This is a genomic window from Lysobacter koreensis (assembly GCF_042677045.1).
Classification (GTDB): Bacteria; Pseudomonadota; Gammaproteobacteria; order Xanthomonadales; family Xanthomonadaceae; genus Lysobacter_K; species Lysobacter_K koreensis.
In genome coordinates, this window is the sequence record NZ_JBHTIH010000003.1 from 96,216 (window position 1) to 112,455 (window position 16,240).

At 71.1% G+C, this 16,240-nt stretch carries 12 protein-coding genes, 1 tRNA gene and 1 pseudogene; 8 read left to right on the forward strand and 6 right to left on the reverse strand.

All coding sequences use genetic code 11. The features are described 5' to 3' along the window. Nucleotides 1-173: 173 nt before the first annotated feature. The 4 genes from def (at nt 174) to ACFQZQ_RS05805 (ending at nt 5,103) form a co-directional block, all read left to right on the forward strand. Complete coding sequence (gene def / locus ACFQZQ_RS05790; RefSeq protein WP_386811766.1) at nt 174-695, forward strand: peptide deformylase; 522 nt, start codon at nt 174-176, stop codon at nt 693-695. Nucleotides 696-876: 181 nt separating this feature from the next. Further along, a complete protein-coding gene (gene fmt, locus ACFQZQ_RS05795; protein ID WP_386812546.1) occupies nt 877-1,797 on the forward strand; it encodes a methionyl-tRNA formyltransferase in 921 nt (306 codons plus the stop codon). Continuing rightward, nucleotides 1,794-3,113, forward strand: coding sequence for a 16S rRNA (cytosine(967)-C(5))-methyltransferase RsmB (rsmB, locus tag ACFQZQ_RS05800; protein ID WP_386811768.1), 1,320 nt, complete (start codon nt 1,794-1,796; stop codon nt 3,111-3,113). The genes fmt and rsmB overlap by 4 nt, the downstream gene beginning before the upstream one ends. A gap of 274 nt (nt 3,114-3,387) precedes the next feature. Further along, nucleotides 3,388-5,103 (forward strand): ArnT family glycosyltransferase, encoded by a 1,716-nt coding sequence (locus ACFQZQ_RS05805; RefSeq protein ID WP_386811770.1) that lies wholly within the window; start codon nt 3,388-3,390, stop codon nt 5,101-5,103. Between the two features lie 3 nt (nt 5,104-5,106). Here ACFQZQ_RS05805 and ACFQZQ_RS05810 read toward each other — a convergent pair whose 3' ends face one another. Continuing rightward, nucleotides 5,107-5,892: a glycosyltransferase family 2 protein gene (locus ACFQZQ_RS05810; protein ID WP_386811772.1), complete on the reverse strand. Its 786-nt coding sequence runs from the start codon at nt 5,890-5,892 to the stop codon at nt 5,107-5,109. A gap of 46 nt (nt 5,893-5,938) precedes the next feature. Here ACFQZQ_RS05810 and ACFQZQ_RS05815 point away from each other — a divergent pair, with 46 nt between their 5' ends. Then, entirely contained in the window at nt 5,939-6,991 is a 1,053-nt protein-coding gene (locus ACFQZQ_RS05815; RefSeq protein ID WP_386812547.1) for a CDP-glycerol glycerophosphotransferase family protein, read from the forward strand. 52 nt (nt 6,992-7,043) lie between these two features. Here ACFQZQ_RS05815 and ACFQZQ_RS05820 read toward each other — a convergent pair whose 3' ends face one another. The 3 genes from ACFQZQ_RS05820 to ACFQZQ_RS05830 are packed head-to-tail and all read right to left on the reverse strand — an operon-like array spanning nt 7,044 to nt 10,058. Continuing rightward, a complete protein-coding gene (locus ACFQZQ_RS05820) occupies nt 7,044-8,570 on the reverse strand; it encodes a PH domain-containing protein (protein ID WP_386811773.1) in 1,527 nt (508 codons plus the stop codon). Beyond that, a complete protein-coding gene (locus ACFQZQ_RS05825; protein ID WP_386811775.1) occupies nt 8,560-9,069 on the reverse strand; it encodes a PH domain-containing protein in 510 nt (169 codons plus the stop codon). The genes ACFQZQ_RS05820 and ACFQZQ_RS05825 overlap by 11 nt, the downstream gene beginning before the upstream one ends. Further along, nucleotides 9,066-10,058 (reverse strand): lauroyl acyltransferase, encoded by a 993-nt coding sequence (locus ACFQZQ_RS05830; RefSeq protein WP_386811776.1) that lies wholly within the window; start codon nt 10,056-10,058, stop codon nt 9,066-9,068. The genes ACFQZQ_RS05825 and ACFQZQ_RS05830 overlap by 4 nt, the downstream gene beginning before the upstream one ends. Before the next feature lie 265 nt (nt 10,059-10,323). Here ACFQZQ_RS05830 and dtd point away from each other — a divergent pair, with 265 nt between their 5' ends. Beyond that, nucleotides 10,324-10,761, forward strand: coding sequence for a D-aminoacyl-tRNA deacylase (gene dtd, locus ACFQZQ_RS05835; protein WP_386811777.1), 438 nt, complete (start codon nt 10,324-10,326; stop codon nt 10,759-10,761). Nucleotides 10,762-10,870: 109 nt separating this feature from the next. Beyond that, nucleotides 10,871-12,727 carry an RNA polymerase sigma factor RpoD gene (rpoD, locus tag ACFQZQ_RS05840; protein ID WP_386811779.1) on the forward strand — a complete coding sequence of 619 codons (1,857 nt, stop codon included), beginning with the start codon at nt 10,871-10,873 and terminating at the stop codon, nt 12,725-12,727. 103 nt (nt 12,728-12,830) lie between these two features. On the opposite strand, the gene ACFQZQ_RS05845 is transcribed toward rpoD, so the two are convergent. Beyond that, complete coding sequence (locus tag ACFQZQ_RS05845; protein WP_386811780.1) at nt 12,831-13,202, reverse strand: SnoaL-like domain-containing protein; 372 nt, start codon at nt 13,200-13,202, stop codon at nt 12,831-12,833. Between the two features lie 159 nt (nt 13,203-13,361). Between ACFQZQ_RS05845 and ACFQZQ_RS05850 the strand changes: the two genes are divergently transcribed. Continuing rightward, nucleotides 13,362-13,434: transfer RNA gene (locus ACFQZQ_RS05850), tRNA-Ile, on the forward strand. A 133-nt stretch (nt 13,435-13,567) separates the two neighbouring features. Here the strand turns inward: ACFQZQ_RS05850 and ACFQZQ_RS14855 are convergent. Then, nucleotides 13,568-16,237, reverse strand: a pseudogene (locus tag ACFQZQ_RS14855) (Lhr family helicase); the annotation flags it as partial. Nucleotides 16,238-16,240 lie beyond the last annotated feature (3 nt).

The window sequence follows — 16,240 nt, forward strand, 5'->3', positions numbered from 1 at the left end:
GTGACCGATGCCCCCATTTGGAGGGTAGGCCTGCACATTCCGGGCGTGCCGCGCCGAGCCGCACACGCGCGAAGCCGGCGTATCGCCCGGGTGCGGTGACGCTGCGCTCCCTCACTGCGAGGTGTCCGCCTCGCACGTGACCCATACCGCACCACCAACCGACCGCTGACGCCATGGCCCTGCTTCCGATCCTCGAATTCCCCGACCCGCGCCTGCGCACCGTCGCCGTGGCGGTCGATCCCGCGCGCGTCACCACGCCGCAGTTCCAGGCCCTGCTCGACGACATGTTCGAGACCATGTACGCCGCGCCCGGCATCGGCCTGGCCGCGAGCCAGGTCGACGTCCACCAGCGCTTCATGGTCATCGACGTGTCCGAGAACAATGACACGCCGCGGGTGTTCATCAACCCCGAGATCACCGCGCGCGATGGCGAGCAGGTCTACCAGGAAGGCTGCCTGTCGGTGCCGGGGATCTTCGCCGACGTCACCCGCGCCAACCAGGTCACCGTGACCGCGCTCGGCCGCGACGGCCAACCGTTCGAGCTGCAGGCCGACGGCGTGCTGGCGGTATGCATCCAGCACGAGATGGACCACCTGCTGGGCAAGCTGTTCGTCGACTACCTGTCGCCGCTCAAGCGCGAGATGGTGCGCAAGAAGCTGGCCAAGCAGCGCCGGCTCGCGAGCGACGCGGCCTGACGTTCCGACCACCGCGACGCGGCGCGGCGCGGCGCGGCCGTCCACCCGCCGCCGCCATGCGCGGCGTCCGGAATTTGTTCGAACACCCTGATCGAACCTCCTGCTCGAACCACGCGGCGGTGTTCCACCGTCACCGCGACATCCGGCGGTTCCGACCGCCCCACGGAACCCGCCCATGCCCCTGAGAATCGTCTTCGCCGGCACCCCCGACTTCGCCGTGCCGTGCCTGCGCGCGGCCGCGCAACGCCATGAAGTGGTTGCCGTCTACACCCAGCCCGACCGTCCGGCCGGCCGCGGCCGCGAGCTGGCGCTGTCGCCGGTCAAGCGCGAGGCGTTGCTGCGCGGCCTGCCGGTGCTGCAGCCGGACAATTTCAAGAGCGGCGTGTCGAAGGACGCGCTGCGCGCGCTCAAGCCGGACCTGCTGGTGGTGGTCGCCTACGGGCTGATCCTGCCGCAGTCGGTGCTCGATATCCCGACCCACGGCTGCTGGAACGTGCACGCCTCGCTGCTGCCGCGCTGGCGCGGCGCCGCGCCAATCCAGCGCGCGATCCAGGCCGGCGACGCGCAGACCGGGGTGTGCCTGATGCAGATGGAGAAGGGGCTCGACACCGGCCCGGTGCTGCTGTCGCAGTCGCTGGCGATCGGCGAACAGGAAACCGGCGGCCAGTTGCACGACCGGCTCGCCGCGCTCGGCGCGCAGGTGCTCAGCGACTGCCTCGGCCTGCTGCGCGCCGGCATCCGCCCGGTCGCGCGGCCGCAGCCCGAAGCCGGCGTGACCTACGCGCACAAGCTCGACAAGGCCGAGGCCAAGCTCGACTGGTCGCAACCGGCGGCCGCGCTCGCGAACCAGGTGCGCGCGTTCAACCCGTGGCCGATGGCCGAGGCGGTGCTCGCCGGCGAGCGCCTGCGCGTGCACGGCGCGGTCGCGCTCGACGAAGCCCACGGCGCCGCGCCGGGCACGCTGCTGCGCGCCGGCCGCGATGGGCTGGATGTCGCCTGCGGCGTTGGGGTGCTGCGCATCCGCGTGCTGCAGCGCGACGGCGGCAAGGCGATCACCGCCGCCGATTACCTCAACGGCCGCGCCGACCTGAGGCAAGCATGAGCGCGGTTGCCAGCTCCGGCGCCGCGCCGCGTGCGATCGCGGCCAACGTGCTGGACGCGGTGCTGTACCGCGGCCGCTCGCTGAAGGCCGAGCTCGCGGTCGCGCTGCCGCCGCTGCTGGATCCGCGCGATCGCGCCCTGGTCGAGGCGATCTGCTTCGCGGTGCTGCGCCAGCCGCAGCGGTTCCAGGCCGCGCTCGACAGCTTCCTCGCGCGGCCGCTGCCCAAGCGCGACGCCAAGGTGCGCGCGCTGCTGCTGGCCGGGTTCGCGCAGCTCGATCCGCTGGGCTTGCCCGCGCATGCCGCGGTCGCGGCGACGGTCGAGGCGGCGCGCATGCTCGGCCACGAACACCAGGCCGGCCTCGTCAACGCGCTGCTGCGCCGCGCCCAGCGCGAAGGCCTGCCGGCCGGCGACCCGCACGCGCACTGGCCGCAATGGCTGCGCGCGCAACTGCAGGCCGACTGGGGCGACGAGGCCGAGGCGGTCCTCGCCGCCAGCGCCATCGCGCCGCCGATGTGGCTGCGCGTCAACGCGCGCCGCGGTAGCCGCGACGACTACCGCATACGTCTGCAGGAAGCCGGCATCGAGGCAGTCGTCGACCCCGCCCTGGCCAATGCGTTGCGCTTGGACACGCCGCAGCCGGTGGCCGCGCTGCCCGACTTCGAAGCCGGCGCGGTGTCGGTACAGGACGCGTCCGCGCAGCTGGTCGCCGATGCACTGGCATTGAAGGGCGGGGCGCGCGTGCTCGACGCCTGCGCCGCGCCCGGCGGCAAGGCTGCGCACCTGCTCGAACGCGACCCCGAGCTGCAGCTGGTCGCGGTCGAGATCGACGCCGCGCGCCTGCGCCGGATGCGCACCGGTTTCGCGCGGCTCGGACTGGCCGGACGCGGGCGCCTGCTCGCCGCCGATGCCACGGCGCTGCCGACCTGGTGGGACGGGGTGCCGTTCGATGCGGTGCTGCTGGACGCGCCGTGCTCGGCCACCGGCATCGTGCGCCGGCAGCCGGACGTGCTGCTGCACCGGCGCGAGTCCGACCTTGCGGCCTTGACCGCGCTGCAGGCGCGCCTGCTCGATGCGCTGTGGGCCACGCTCGCGCCCGGCGGCACGCTGCTGTACGCGACCTGCTCGATCCTCAAGGCCGAGAACGACGCGCAGGTCGCGGCGTTCCTCGCGCGCACCGCCGACGCGGCAATCGAGCCGCTGGATGCGCGTTTTGGCCGGGCGGTATCGGTCGGTGGCCAGCCTGCCGGGCACCAGCGCCTGCCCGGCGAGGGCGGTGGCGACGGGTTCTTCTACGCGCGTTTGCGCAAGGCCTGATTCGCAAACGCGCCGCGCGGCGTAACGCCCGACCTGGCTCGTCGTAGTCGCCGCCGCGCTGGGTGTCGCCGCTCAGCGGCGCCAAGTCACTGGGCCCCGCCTTCGCGGGGATGACGAGCAACCGCAATACGCAACTGCACGGCACGGCACAACGAAACGACAGCAACAGCGCCGGCACGGCAACGCAACCCTGATTCGCTGCCGGAAGCGCGCGCGGCGATCTTTCGCCGCGGGCCACGGCATAAGTCCAGCGTGTCGCCGCTATCATCTGCGGATGCTGAAATCGGCCCACTCCCGCGACACCTGGTTGTTCTGGATCGTCGCCGTGCTCGTGCTCGGCGCCGGGCTTGGATTGCGCGATCCGTGGCCGGCCGACGAGCCGCGCTTCGCGCTGGTCGCCCAGCAGATGGTCGCCAGCGGCGACTGGCTGTTCCCGCACCGCGGCAACGAGCTGTATTCGGACAAGCCGCCGTTGTTCATGTGGCTGCAGGCCGCGGCGTACACGGTGCTCGGCAACTGGCGGGTCGCGTTCCTGTTGCCATCGCTGCTGGCCGCGCTGGCCACGTTGTGGTGCGTGGTCGATCTGGGCCGGCGGCTGTGGACGCGTCGGGTCGGCCTGTACGCGGGCTGGGCGCTGCTGTTCGCGCTGCAGTTCACCTGGCAGGCGAAGAAGGCGCAGATCGATCCGCTGGTGGTGTTCTGGATCACGCTCGCCAACTACGGCCTGCTACGGCACGTGCTGCAGCGCCGCGACGCGGTCGGCGCGCTCGGCCTGCGACCCACCGGAACGACGCCGGAGGCGATGACGCCGCACTGGCCGATGTGGATGCTCGGCTGGACCGCGGCGGCATTGGGCACGATCAGCAAGGGCGTCGGCGCGATCGCGCTGCTGATGCTGGTCCCGGCGGGCATCGCCTCGCTGCGTGGCTGGGGCGCGCGGGTGCATGCACGCGATCCGCGGTTCTGGCTCGGCCCGTTGGCTTTTGTCGCCGCGGCAGCGGTGTGGCTGGTGCCGATGGTGCTGGCCGCGCTGGGCAGCGGTTCGCCCGAGTACCGCGCCTACATGGATGACATCCTGCTGCGGCAGACCGCGAAGCGGTACGGGGCCTCGTTCGACCACCACCAGCCGCTCTGGTACTTCTTCGAGGTGATGGCGACGATGTGGTTGCCGGCGATGCTCGCATTGCCGTGGGCGTTGCCGGCGTGGCGGCGCCGGCTGCGCCGGCGCGACGCGCGCTACCTGCTGCTGCTGGCGTGGTGGGCGCTGGTGCTGGTGTTCTTCACCATTCCCGACGGCAAGCGCGACATGTACATCCTGCCGGCGTTGCCGATGGCCTGCCTGGCGCTGGCGCCGCTGCTGCCGGGGATCGTGCGCAAGGTGGGGGCGCAGCGGCTCGCGTTCGGTTTCAGCGCGCTGCTGGCCGGGGCGCTGCTGCTGGCCGGGCTGGCGGCGTGGTTGGGCGATCCCAGCTTCGAGCGGCAATTCGTCGCCAAGCGCGGCCTCGAAGGCGTCGCACCCGCGCTGGCCGGCCTGCTGGTCGCGATCGGGGCCTGGGGCGTGGGCTGCCTGCTGTGGTTCGGGCGCCGGCGCTCGATCGCGGCCACGCTAGCGACCCTGGCCGGGCTGTGGGTGCTGCTCGGCCTGGTCGGCATGCCGCTGCTCAACGATTCCTCGTCGGCGCGCGGATTGATGACTGATGTCGGGCGTCGCATCGGCCCGGACGCGGAGCTCGGCCTGGTCGCGTGGCGCGAGCAGAACCTGCTGCGCGCCGACCGCCCGGCGGCGACGTTCGGCTTCAAGGTGCCGTTCGACGAGCAGATGCGCCGTGGGCTGGCATGGCAGGCGCAGCAACCGGCGCGGCGCTGGTTGCTGGTGCAAGAGGTGGTGCTGGCCGCATGCGTCGATCGATCGCGCGCGGTGCACCTGGGCCACACCAACCGCCGCGGCTGGTGGCTGGTGCCGGGCGAGGCGGCGCGCGGCTGCCGTTGATCGTCAGCGGTCGGGGGTCGTTACCGGCTGCCCGTGCTGCAGCATCCACAGCATGATGGTCTTCTGGCGCACGTAGTTGGCGCGCACGTAGGCGTAGACCAGTCCGTGCCAGCCGTCGAGGAAGCCCAGCCGCAGCAGGTAACCGCGCCAGAACCGCCACGCCGGCGACAGCACCAGCTTGGCGACAGTCGCGCGCTTGCCGCGCGCGAAATCGTGCTCCGCCATCATCCGCGCATAGCGCTGGGTCTTGAGCAGCTGCTGCTCGAGCGAGCGGTACGGGTAGTGGATCAGGTCGCCGTGCAGGGTGCGCACCGGGCCGTCGACGCTCGCCGCCTCGTGCACTTCGCGGCTGCCGCGCCAGCCGCCGCGGCGGCGGTCGAACAGCCGCAGCACGCGGTCGGGGTAGGCGTTGCCGCGGCGCAGGAACTTGCCGAAGTACTCCGACAGCCGCGCGAAGCGGTAGCCCGCCGCATCGTCGAAGCCGCGATCGCGCGCCGCCTCGATCGCGCCGCGCAACGCGTCGCCGACGCGCTCGTCGGCGTCCAGGCACAGCACCCAGTCGTGCGTGGCCTGCTCGACCGCGAACTGCTTCTGGCTGCGGAAGCCATCGAACGGCCGCTGCAGCACGCGCGCGCCCAGTTGTTGCGCGATCGTGGCGGTGGCGTCGGTCGACTGCGAGTCGACCACGATCACTTCATCGCAGAACGCGAGCGAGGCGATGCAGTCGCCAATGCGGTCGGCCTCGTTGAACGTGATAATGCAGGCCGAGATCGGAACGGCCGCCCGCATCGCGCTCTCGCGCGTCGGCACACCCCGGGAGTCGGAAACGGATGCGTTGATGGCGGATTACCTCTTGTTCGCGAGCGAGCGCTACGCGCTGCCCATCCTGCAGCCGCTGGCCGATGCGTTGCAAGTCGCGGGGCACACCGCGCATGCGTGGCTGGTCGACGGTGCCGCCGGGGCGGCCTTGCCGGCGCCGGTGCGCATGGTCGGCCTGCACGAGGCGGTCGCACTGCGGCCGCGAGCGGTGTTCAGCGCCGCCAACTGGGTGCCGACCTTCGTTTCCGGCGCCAAGGTGCAGCTGTTCCACGGCTTCAACGTCGAGAAACGCGAAGATGCGCGCGGCCACTTCCGCGTGCGCGGCCTGTTCGACCTGTACTGCACGCAGGGGCCGGCGACCACCGCGCCGTTCCGCAAACTGGCCGCGCGCGCCGGGCATTTCGCGGTGGTCGAGACCGGCTGGCCCAAGCTCGATCCGCTGTTCCGCGACGACGGTGGCGAGTCCGCGCGCCTGCGCGCGCCGGCGGCCGGGCGCGAGGTGGTGCTGTTCGCCTCGACCTTCACCGAGCGGCTCAGCGCCGCGCCGCTGCTGTTCGACGCGATCGCCGCGGAAATCGCGCGCGGCGACCGCTACTGGCTGCTGACCCTGCACCCTAAGTGCGCGCCGGCGCTGGTCGAGCGCTACCGCGCGCTGGCCGGGCCGAACGCCGCGTTCGTCGAGACCGAGCAGCTGGTCGCCGCGCAGCGCGCCGCCGATGTGCTGCTGGCCGACACCACCTCGGTGGTCTCGGAGTTCGCGGTGCAGCGCAAGCCGGTGCTGACGTTCCGCAACCGCGCGCCGAAACCGCACATGCTCGACTTCGAGCAGGCCGCGCAGCTGCCGGCGATGCTGGCCCGGGCGTTCGCGCCGGATGCCGCACGACCGGCCGAGCTGGCGCGCTACGCCGATGCGATCCACCCGTACCGCGACGGGCGCTCGTCCGAGCGGGTGATCGCCGCGACCGACGCGTTGCTGCGCGGCGAGCTGGGCGCGCTGCAACGCAAGCCACTGGCGGCGATTTTTCGCGCCTGGCAGATCCGCCACGAACTGGGCTACTGGCGGCCCTGACGCCGGGCCGCGTGGCGCGGCGCGATCGGCCTCATCGACATCGGCGCTCAGCTCACCAACGCAGTCGACGGCGCGCCAACGTCCGCGCCAGCGCCGCGTACAAGGCCTGCGCGTCGGCCTCGGGCAGGAAGCGGATCCGCAACGGCGGTGACCACGCGCCGGCGCCGGCGGTATCCAGCCACAGCGTGGCGGTGCCGCAGCGGCGGTCGATCGGCGAACGCGTGAGCTGCAACGCCTGCAGCTTGTCGAGTTCGGCGAAGCGCCAGTGCCGCGTCCACCAGCCGCCGCGCACCGCGATCAATTCGTCGCTGCAGGCGTACGCAGCGCGCGCGGCGTGCTGCCGCGCCTTGTAGATCGACCACGGCAGCCACAGCAGCGCCAGCGTGCCCCAGCCGCCGAAGCGCCAGGCCAGTGCGGCCGTGACCAGCAGCGCGAACGGCACGTCCCAGACGAACAGCCGCCACCAGCTGCGCATCGGCAGCGGGCGCCACGGCAGTTGCGACCAGCCGGCGGCCGGCAGCAGGTGTTCGATCAGGCCGTCGCAGGCCTGCGGCGTGGCGATCGGCGCCAGTTCGCGCAGCGCGCGTTGCTGGTTCTGGTCCTCGGCCACCGCGGTGTCGACCTCGAGGCTGCGTCGCTTGAACACCCGGTGCAGCACGCCCTCGTGCAGCGTCCAGGCCTGGATGCGCCGGCGCGAGGCACTGGTGCGCCAGCGCCCCAGCAGGCCGCGTTCGACGGTGAGCCGGCGGCCGTGTTCGCTCAGCTGGAAGCCGTGGTACTGCAGCAGCGCCAGCAGCACCGAGAACAACCGCAGCGCCAGCACAAACAGCGCCATCAGGCTGATCGCCGCCAACGCGTACTCGGGCGGGCCGAAGTGTTGCTGCCCGGCCCAGCCGAACAGAGCCGCGCCCCAGGTCTCGAACAGGTTCGGGATCAGCCGCGGGCTGAATTGCGAGGCGCCGGCCACCGCCGCGCCGACCACGATCATGCCGCGGTTGGAGACCAGTCCCAGCCGCAGCACCTCCGTCGGCGGCAGCGACAGCAACGGCGTGGCGAGGTCCGCCTCTTGCGTTTCGCCGTCGGCGGCAACCGCGGCGCCGCGGCCACGCTGGCGGACTAGGGTCTCCAGCGCGATCGCGTCGGCGAGTTTCAACACGCGCATTTCGGCTTCGGGCTTGTTGCCGCCGGCCGACTCCAGGCGTACCTCGGCGACCCCGAACAGCCGGTGCAGCAGCGACTGCTGCAACGCGACGTTGTGGATGCGCGCGAACGGGATCACCCGCACGCTGCGCTCGAATACCCCGCTGCGCACCACCAGCGCGTCGCCGACCACGCCGTAGCGGTAGGTGAAGTACTGCCACAGCGAGAACACCGCCAGCGCGCCGACGCCGATCAGCGGCCACAACTCGTTCCGGTCGCCGCGGCCGAACACCAGCAGCGCCACCAGCGGCAGCACGAACTGCTTGAGCTGTTGCACCAGCACGAACAGCCACGACATCGGGTGCAGGCGGCGCTCGGCGTCGGCGGACGTGGCGGTCGCCGGTGCGGGCGCTGGCGCGACGGACGAATCAGGCGTCATCGTGGTCGATCTGCCGCGACAGGCGCTCGCGCAGGCGTTCGGCGTCGTCGGCGTCCAGGTGCGGCACGGTCACCGCGCTGTGGCGGGTGCCGGCGGTGTGCACCACCAGCGTTGCCAGCCGCCGGCTGCGCTGCAGCGGGCCGCGCTTGAGGTCCAGGTGCTGCACGCGCGTGGCCGGGACCCGCGTCTCGCGGAACCACAACTTGCCGCGCCGCACCGCCAGGCCCTCGTCGTCGTGGCGCCAGTAGCTGTGCTTGTAGCGCTTGAGCCCGAGCCAAGCGCCGAGCGCCACGCCGAGCAGCAGGCCCAGGCCGGCGCCAACGGGCGACGGCAGCAGGTCGCTGAAGCGCGCCAGGAACAACCCCGCGGCGCCGCCCGGCAGCGCCAGCAGCAGGTGGCCGAGCACGAACAGGCTGCGCGCGCGTGGCGGCGATCGCTGCCAGTCGGCGGCGGTGGGTGCGGCGACGGCGACGCGGGTGGCGTCGAACGGATCGGTCATGGGCGCGGTTTCCGGTCGGGCAAGGGCAGGTCAGGCGTGGGTGCGCGTTCGAGATCGCGCTCGAGGTAGGGGGTGACTTCCCCCGAGCCCGGCGGCCGCAGCGTGTAGCGCTTGTAGGTCCACTGGTACTGCGCCGGGTCGCGACGGGCGATGCGTTCGACCGCGGCGTTGAGCGCGGCCACGCTGGCCTGGGTGTCGGCGTCGGCGATCGCGGCGGGCGCGGCCTCGATGTGCAGCGCGAAGCGCGGACCGTCGCGGTCGCCGGCGTCGATGCGTTCGCAGTAGGCGAACAGCACGGCCGCGCCGCTGCGTTGCGCCAGCCGGCCGAGCAGCGACATCGTCAGCGCCTGCACGCCGAAGAACGCCGCGAACTCGCCATCGCCGGCCTTGGGCTGCTGGTCGGGCAGGATCCCGACCACGCCGCCGCGGTTGAGCAGCTTGAACAGCTGCCGTACCGCGGCGCCTTCGGCGCGCACCTGGGTGACGCGGTCGCTGCCGTCGGCCTGGCGCGTGTCGGCACGCACGCGGTTGAGGAACGCCTCGCCGACCGCCGAGTCCGGCGCGCGGTACAGGATCGCCAGCGGCGTGCGCATCGCCAGCCACTGGTTGAGCAGTTCCCAGTTGCCGTAGTGCGGTGCGGCGACGATCACCCCGCGGCCGGCCGCGAGCGCCGCGTCGAACAGCTCGACGCCATGCTGCTCGCGGATCAGCGCCAGGTTCTCGGGGTGCGGCCGCGTCCACAGCCGCAGCGTTTCCAGCGCCTGGCGTGCGGTGGTGCGCAGGACCGCGCGCTGGTGTTGCGCGCGCTGGCCCGGCAGCAAGTCGGGGTAGGCCAGTTCCAGGTTGCGGCGCGCGACGCGGCTCTCGCGCGCGTCCAGCCGCAGCCACAACGCGGCGATGGCATCGCCGAGCTTGAGCAGCCACGGCCACGGCAGACGCGCCAGGCTGGCGGCCAAGAAGTGGAGCAGGCGGGCGATCAGGTCGGTCATGCGCTGGCGAGTGTAGCGGCTGCCTTCGTGGCGCCGCGCCGGGGTGCGACCGTGCGCGCCCGCGCGACCTGCGGGCTCGGTGCGAGTCGTTCCCGCGCAGGCGGGCTCTGGCTCTTTCGTCGGTGAAGCCGGCCATCGATGGACTTGGCGCTTGAACTTCGAGGAAGCTTTGAAGCCAAAAACCTTGAGCAAAGGCGAACGTCCCTGGATGCTCGCCTGCGCGACGATCAGACCGAGCCTCGACCACCACCCGGAACCCGACACCATGCTCGCCCTGATCCAGCGCGTCACTCAAGCCCAGGTCCGCGTCGACGGCGCCACCGTCGGCGCCATCGGCCCCGGGCTGCTGGCCCTGGTCGGGGTCGAACCCGGCGACGGCGACGCGCAGGTGATGCGAATGGCCGAGCGCCTGCTCGGCTACCGGGTGTTCGACGACGCCCAGGGACGCATGAACCTCGGCCTGGCCGATACCGGCGGTGGCCTGCTGCTGGTCAGCCAGTTCACCCTGGTCGCCGACACCGCCAGCGGCATGCGCCCGGGTTTCAGCACCGCGGCGGCGCCGGAACTGGCTGAACCGGTCTTCAACCGGCTGCTGGAACGCTGCCGGCAGCGCCGCGCCGGGGTGGAAAGCGGCCGCTTCGGCGCCCATATGGTCGTCAGCCTGGTCAACGACGGCCCGGTGACCTTCCTGCTGCGCGTCTGATCCGCTCCGCCCGCCTCGTCACCCTAAGGTGGCGGTTCGGGACGAACCAGGGCGCCGGCTGGTATAATAGTTGGTTCACCTTCCTCACATAAGCGCGGTGGCGCAGCCCATGGCCAACGAACGTCAGCCCCCTCCGTCCGATATCAAGCTCTTGATCAGCAAGGGTTTGGAGCAGGGCTACCTGACCTTTGCCGAGATCAACGATCACCTCCCCGACGACCTCGTCGACGCGGAGCAGATCGAAGACATCATCAGCATGATCAACGGCATGGGCATCGAGGTGCACGAAGTCGCGCCCGATGCCGACACGCTGCTGCTCGCCGGCACCTCCAGCAGCGGCCGCGAGGTCGACGACACCGCGGCCGAGGAAGCCGCGGCCGCGCTGTCGGCGATCGATGCCGAAGGCGGCCGCACCACCGACCCGGTCCGCATGTACATGCGCGAGATGGGCACGGTCGAGCTGCTGACCCGCGAGGGCGAGATCGCCATCGCCAAGCGCATCGAGGAAGGCCTGGTGCAGGTGCAGGCCTCGCTGGCCTCGTTCCCGGGCACGATCGCGCACGTGCTCGAGGGCTACGAGCTGCACAAGGCCGGCAAGAAGCGCCTGGCCGAGATCATCGTCGGCTTCCTCGATGCCGAGGAAGAGATCGCGCCCCCGGCACCGGTGGTCGTGGTGCCCGCCGCCGAGGCCGATGACGACGAGGTGGAAGTCGATGCCGTCGACGAGGAAGCCGTCGAGGAAGGCCCGACCGGGCCCGATCCGCTCGAGGTCGCCGCGCGCATGGATTCGATGGCCGCCGACTACGCCAAGTTCGTCAAGGCGCACGCCAAGTACGGCCCGAGCCACAAGTCGGTGCTGAAGCTGCGCGAGGACATGGCCGCGGTGTTCATCACCTTGAAGCTGCCGCTGGGCCTGACCGACACCCTGGTGCGCAACCTGCGCGACGCGGTCGCCCGGATCAAGGACCACGAGCGCCGGATCCTCGACCTGTCCACGCGCGTGGCGAAGATGCCGCGCAAGGACTTCATCCGCGCCTGGGACGGCAACCAGACCAACCTGGAGTGGGTCGACGAGCTGCTCAAGCGCAAGCAGAAGTGGTCCTCCGGCCTGCGCGACGTGCGCGAGCAGATCATCGACGAGCAGAAGGCCACGATCGCGCACGAGCAGACGATCCTGGTGACCCTGGCCGACATGAAGGACATCAGCCGTGCGATGGCCTACGGCGAAGCCAAGGCGCGCAAGGCCAAGAAGGAAATGGTCGAGGCCAACCTGCGCCTGGTCATCTCCATCGCCAAGAAGTACACCAACCGCGGCCTGCAGTTCCTCGACCTGATCCAGGAAGGCAACATCGGCCTGATGAAGGCGGTCGACAAGTTCGAATACCGTCGCGGCTACAAGTTCTCGACCTACGCAACCTGGTGGATCCGCCAGGCGATCACCCGCTCCATTGCCGATCAAGCAAGAACGATCCGCATCCCGGTGCACATGATCGAGACGATCAACAAGCTCAACCGCATCAGCCGGCAGATGCTGCAGCAGTACGGCCGCGAGGCGACGCCGGAAGAGTTGGCGAAAGAGATGGACATGCCCGAGGACAAGATCCGCAAGGTCATGAAGATCGCCAAAGAGCCCATTTCGATGGAGACCCCCATCGGCGACGACGAGGATTCGCATCTGGGCGATTTCATCGAGGACACCAACGTCATGTCCCCGGTCGATGCCACGGTCGACATCAACCTGTCGGAAACCGTGCGCGACGTGCTCGCCGGCCTGACCCCGCGCGAGGCCAAGGTGCTGCGCATGCGCTTCGGCATCGACATGAACACCGACCACACCCTCGAGGAAGTCGGCAAGCAGTTCGATGTCACCCGCGAGCGCATCCGCCAGATAGAGGCCAAGGCGTTGCGCAAGCTGCGTCACCCGAGCCGCTCGGAACAGCTGCGCAGCTTCCTCGACATCGATTGATCGCCGCGTAGTTCGCGACACCCGAAGCCCCGCCCGCGCGGGGCTTCGTTTTTTTGGTGGTGCGGTGTTGCCTTCGCAGGTCGCGCGCGCAACCGGCAGGAACTCACTCCATCGAATAGAAGAACTGCTCGTGCACGATCTTGCCGTCGCGCACGCGGTACACGCAGATCTCCTCGACTGGCATGCGCCCCATGTCCTTGTAGGTGGCATCGATGGCCATGGCCACGCTGAACCACGCGTCGGCAACGACCGGATCGCTGACGCTGCCGCCGTGGATCTCGACGATGTTCTGCGCCCACTTGCGGCCCTTCTCGCGGATCTCGTCGAGCCCCTTGGCATCGCCCAGCGCGCCGGGCGGCAGGCCGGGCATCTCCAGGCTCACCGCGTCCTCGGCGTACAACTCGTCCTGCGCCTGTTCGTACTTGCCTTCGCGGCACAGCGCGACCAGGCGATCGGCAACTTGCTGGGTGTTCATGGCGTGGCTCCGGGGAAGGAGCAAGCAGCCTACTCCCGCGCCGCTAACAGCCTGTTATCAGCACGGGTCCGATCCGCAAACGCGTGCGCCGCTGCCGCGCGTGTGCACAGGCCCGGCCCGCAAGCGGCTGCGGCGCGGCTGCTAAGATGCGCGGCCTGCGGGCCTATAGCTCAATGGTTAGAGCAGAGGACTCATAATCCTTTGGTTCCAGGTTCGAGTCCTGGTGGGCCCAATCCGTCGCAAGTAACTTTCGTCACGCGCGGCGGCGCGTTGGAGGTCCCTCACAAGCGCGTCGAGCCCCTGCGCGGTGGGCCAAGATCCTTCGCAAGCAGGTTTCGTCCGCGCGGCGGCGCGTTGGAGGTCCGTCACAAGCGCGTCGAGTCGTTGCGCGGTGGGCCTAAATCCGTAGCAAGCAAATCCGCCAGTAGCGGCGACAGATCCGGCTCCCGCAGCAGCGCCTTGCGCACCGCCCGTTCCTCGGCCGGCGGCAACGCCACCCGCCATTCGACCTGGCCCGCGACCAGCGTCGCCAGCGCGATGCCATCGCGCCACAGCACGCGGGCGCCGAGTTGGCGCGGCACCTTGCCGCCCGGCAGCACGGTGCCGAGCAGGTTGAGCGGATCCAGCGCCGACAGGCTGCGCAGTTCGCCGTCGGGGGCGCGGTTGCGCACGTGGCGCAGCGCGCCGATCGCGTCGGGCAGCGCGAACTGTTCGCCGGACAGGCCGGCGAAGAAGCGGCCGCCGCGGATCTCGCCGCGCGCCTCGAGCCGGTGGTAGACGCGCAGCAGGTCGCGCCACGGCGGCAGCCACGCCGCTTCGCGCTCAAGCAGGCGCCAGTACACGACGCCGTAGCGGCGCAGCAAGGTGCGCGCGACGTGCTCGATGGCGTCGGGGTCGGGCTTGCGGTCGCCGTTCGCGCTGTCGCCCGGCTGGCCTTCGGGCGCGCGGCGGGTCAGGGTCCAGCGGCCCGCGTCCTCGATCCCGAACAATGCCGCGCGGCGGCCACGCCTCGCGAATGCCGACGGCCGCTTCGACTGTGGCACCAGCAGCGCGCGCAAGCCGGCGAAACTGTCGCAGTGCACGCGGCCGCGCGCGACCAGTTCGGCCAGCGCGTCCTCCAGTTCGGTGCGCAGCAGGTGCGCACCGGCGACGAGTTCGTCGAAGAACAAGGCGCCGTGCTCGGCCAAGGTATCGGCCACGCGTTGCGCGCGCGAACTCAGCGCCGGCTCCGCGTCGCGGCGGCCCGCGCTCAAACCGCTCCAAGTGGCGAGCTGCCGGCGTGGCAGCAGCACGATCGGGGTGCTGCGCACCGGTCCGGCGCGGCCGCTGCCGGCATCGCTTGGCGCCGCATCGCGCAGGCGAGTCCAGGTGATGCGGCCGGCGGTGCACAGGTCGTCGAGCCACGAGATCGAGTAGTCGGTCACGCGCGCCGGCAACAGCTCGCTTTCCCACGCCGCGGCCGGGGCCTCGAAGCCTTCCAGCTGCGCCAGCACGCCGGCCAGCGCTTCCGGGCCGCTGACCCGGGTCGCCTGCGACACGCGCTGCCAGTCGAATAGGAAGCGCACGAAGTCGCGCGGCTCGACCGGCTCGATCTCGCGCCGCAGGCGGCCGATGGTGTAGCGATGGATGCGCGCGAGCAGGTGGCGTTCGCACCATTCGTCGCCGCCGCCGTCGGCGTGCGAGCCGGTGGTGAAGCGCCCGCGCATGACGTAGCCCTCGCCCTCCAGGCGCAGCAGTGCGGGGTCGATCTCGGATCGCAGCAAGCCCATCGAAGTCGCCAGCGTTGCAACGCGCATCGGGCCAAGGCCGCTCAGGCGCGAGCGCAGCAGTTCGCGCACGGCGTCGTCGCGGCTCCATGCCACCGCGGCGAACTCCGCCGGCGCGGTGATCGGCGGTTGCAGCGCGGCCTCGGCGAACAGCGCCTGCAATTGCGGCAGGCGTTCGGCCGCGACCCACAGTCCGTCGCCGACCTGTACGCGGGTCGCGCGCGCGTCCGCCGCCAGTTGCTGCAGCCATGCGGCCCAACCGCCGTTGTCGCTGGCTTCGGCCGCGGTGACGAAGCCGAGTCCGGTCAGCGCCTCGTGTACCTCGTCGGCGTTGCGTGCCTCGGGCCAGGCTTCCGCGCGCACCGCCTCGATCGCGCCCGGGTCGAGCCGGGCGAGGTCGCCGGCATTGTCGCTGTCGGCATAGCGCCGGCTCATCACCGCCTGGGTGCGGCGCTCCTCCAGCGGCGCATCGTCGAGGAATGCGTAGGGCTTGGCGTTGAGCGCCTCGGCCGCGAACGGCGAGGGCGCGGTCAGGTCGCGCGCGACAATCGTGATTGTGCCGCTTTCCAGCCGGCGCAGCACCGCCAGCCAGCCGTCGGCGTCCATCGCCTCGTGTAGGCAGTCGTGCAACGTCTGCGCGACCAGCGGATGGTCGGGGACCTCGCGCTCGCCGACCAGGTTCTCCGCGCACGCGACCTGGTCCGGGAACACGGTGGCCAGCAGGTCCTCGCTGCGCATGCGCTGCAGTTGCGGCGCCACCTTCTTGCCGCCGCTGAAGCGAGGCAGCGCGAGCCCGGTGGTCGCGTTCCAGCGCCAGCGCACGCCGAACAGCGGCGCGTCGAGCAGGGCCTGCACCAGCACGTCGCGGGCGGACGACGAGTGCAGGTACCGCGCGACCTCGATCAGCGGGAAGCTGTGGCTGGTCGACAGCGACAGCACGATCGCGTCCTCGGTCGCGGCGGCCTGCAGCTCGAAGTTGAACTTGCGGCAGAAGCGCTTGCGCAGCGCCAGGCCCCAGGCGCGGTTGATGCGGCTGCCGAACGGCGTGTGGATGACCAGCTGGGTGCCGTCGGACTCGTCGAAGAAGCGCTCGATCACGAGCATGCGCTGGGTCGGCATGACGCCGAGCGCGGCGCGTTGGCGGGCGAAGTAGTCGACGAGTTGGCTGGCGGCGTTTTCGTCGAGGCACAGTTCGTCGAGCAGCCAGTCAAGCGCGGCCCGACTCCCCTCTCCGGTCGGGAGGGGGAGTGGGGGCGAGGGTCCGGTTTCCGG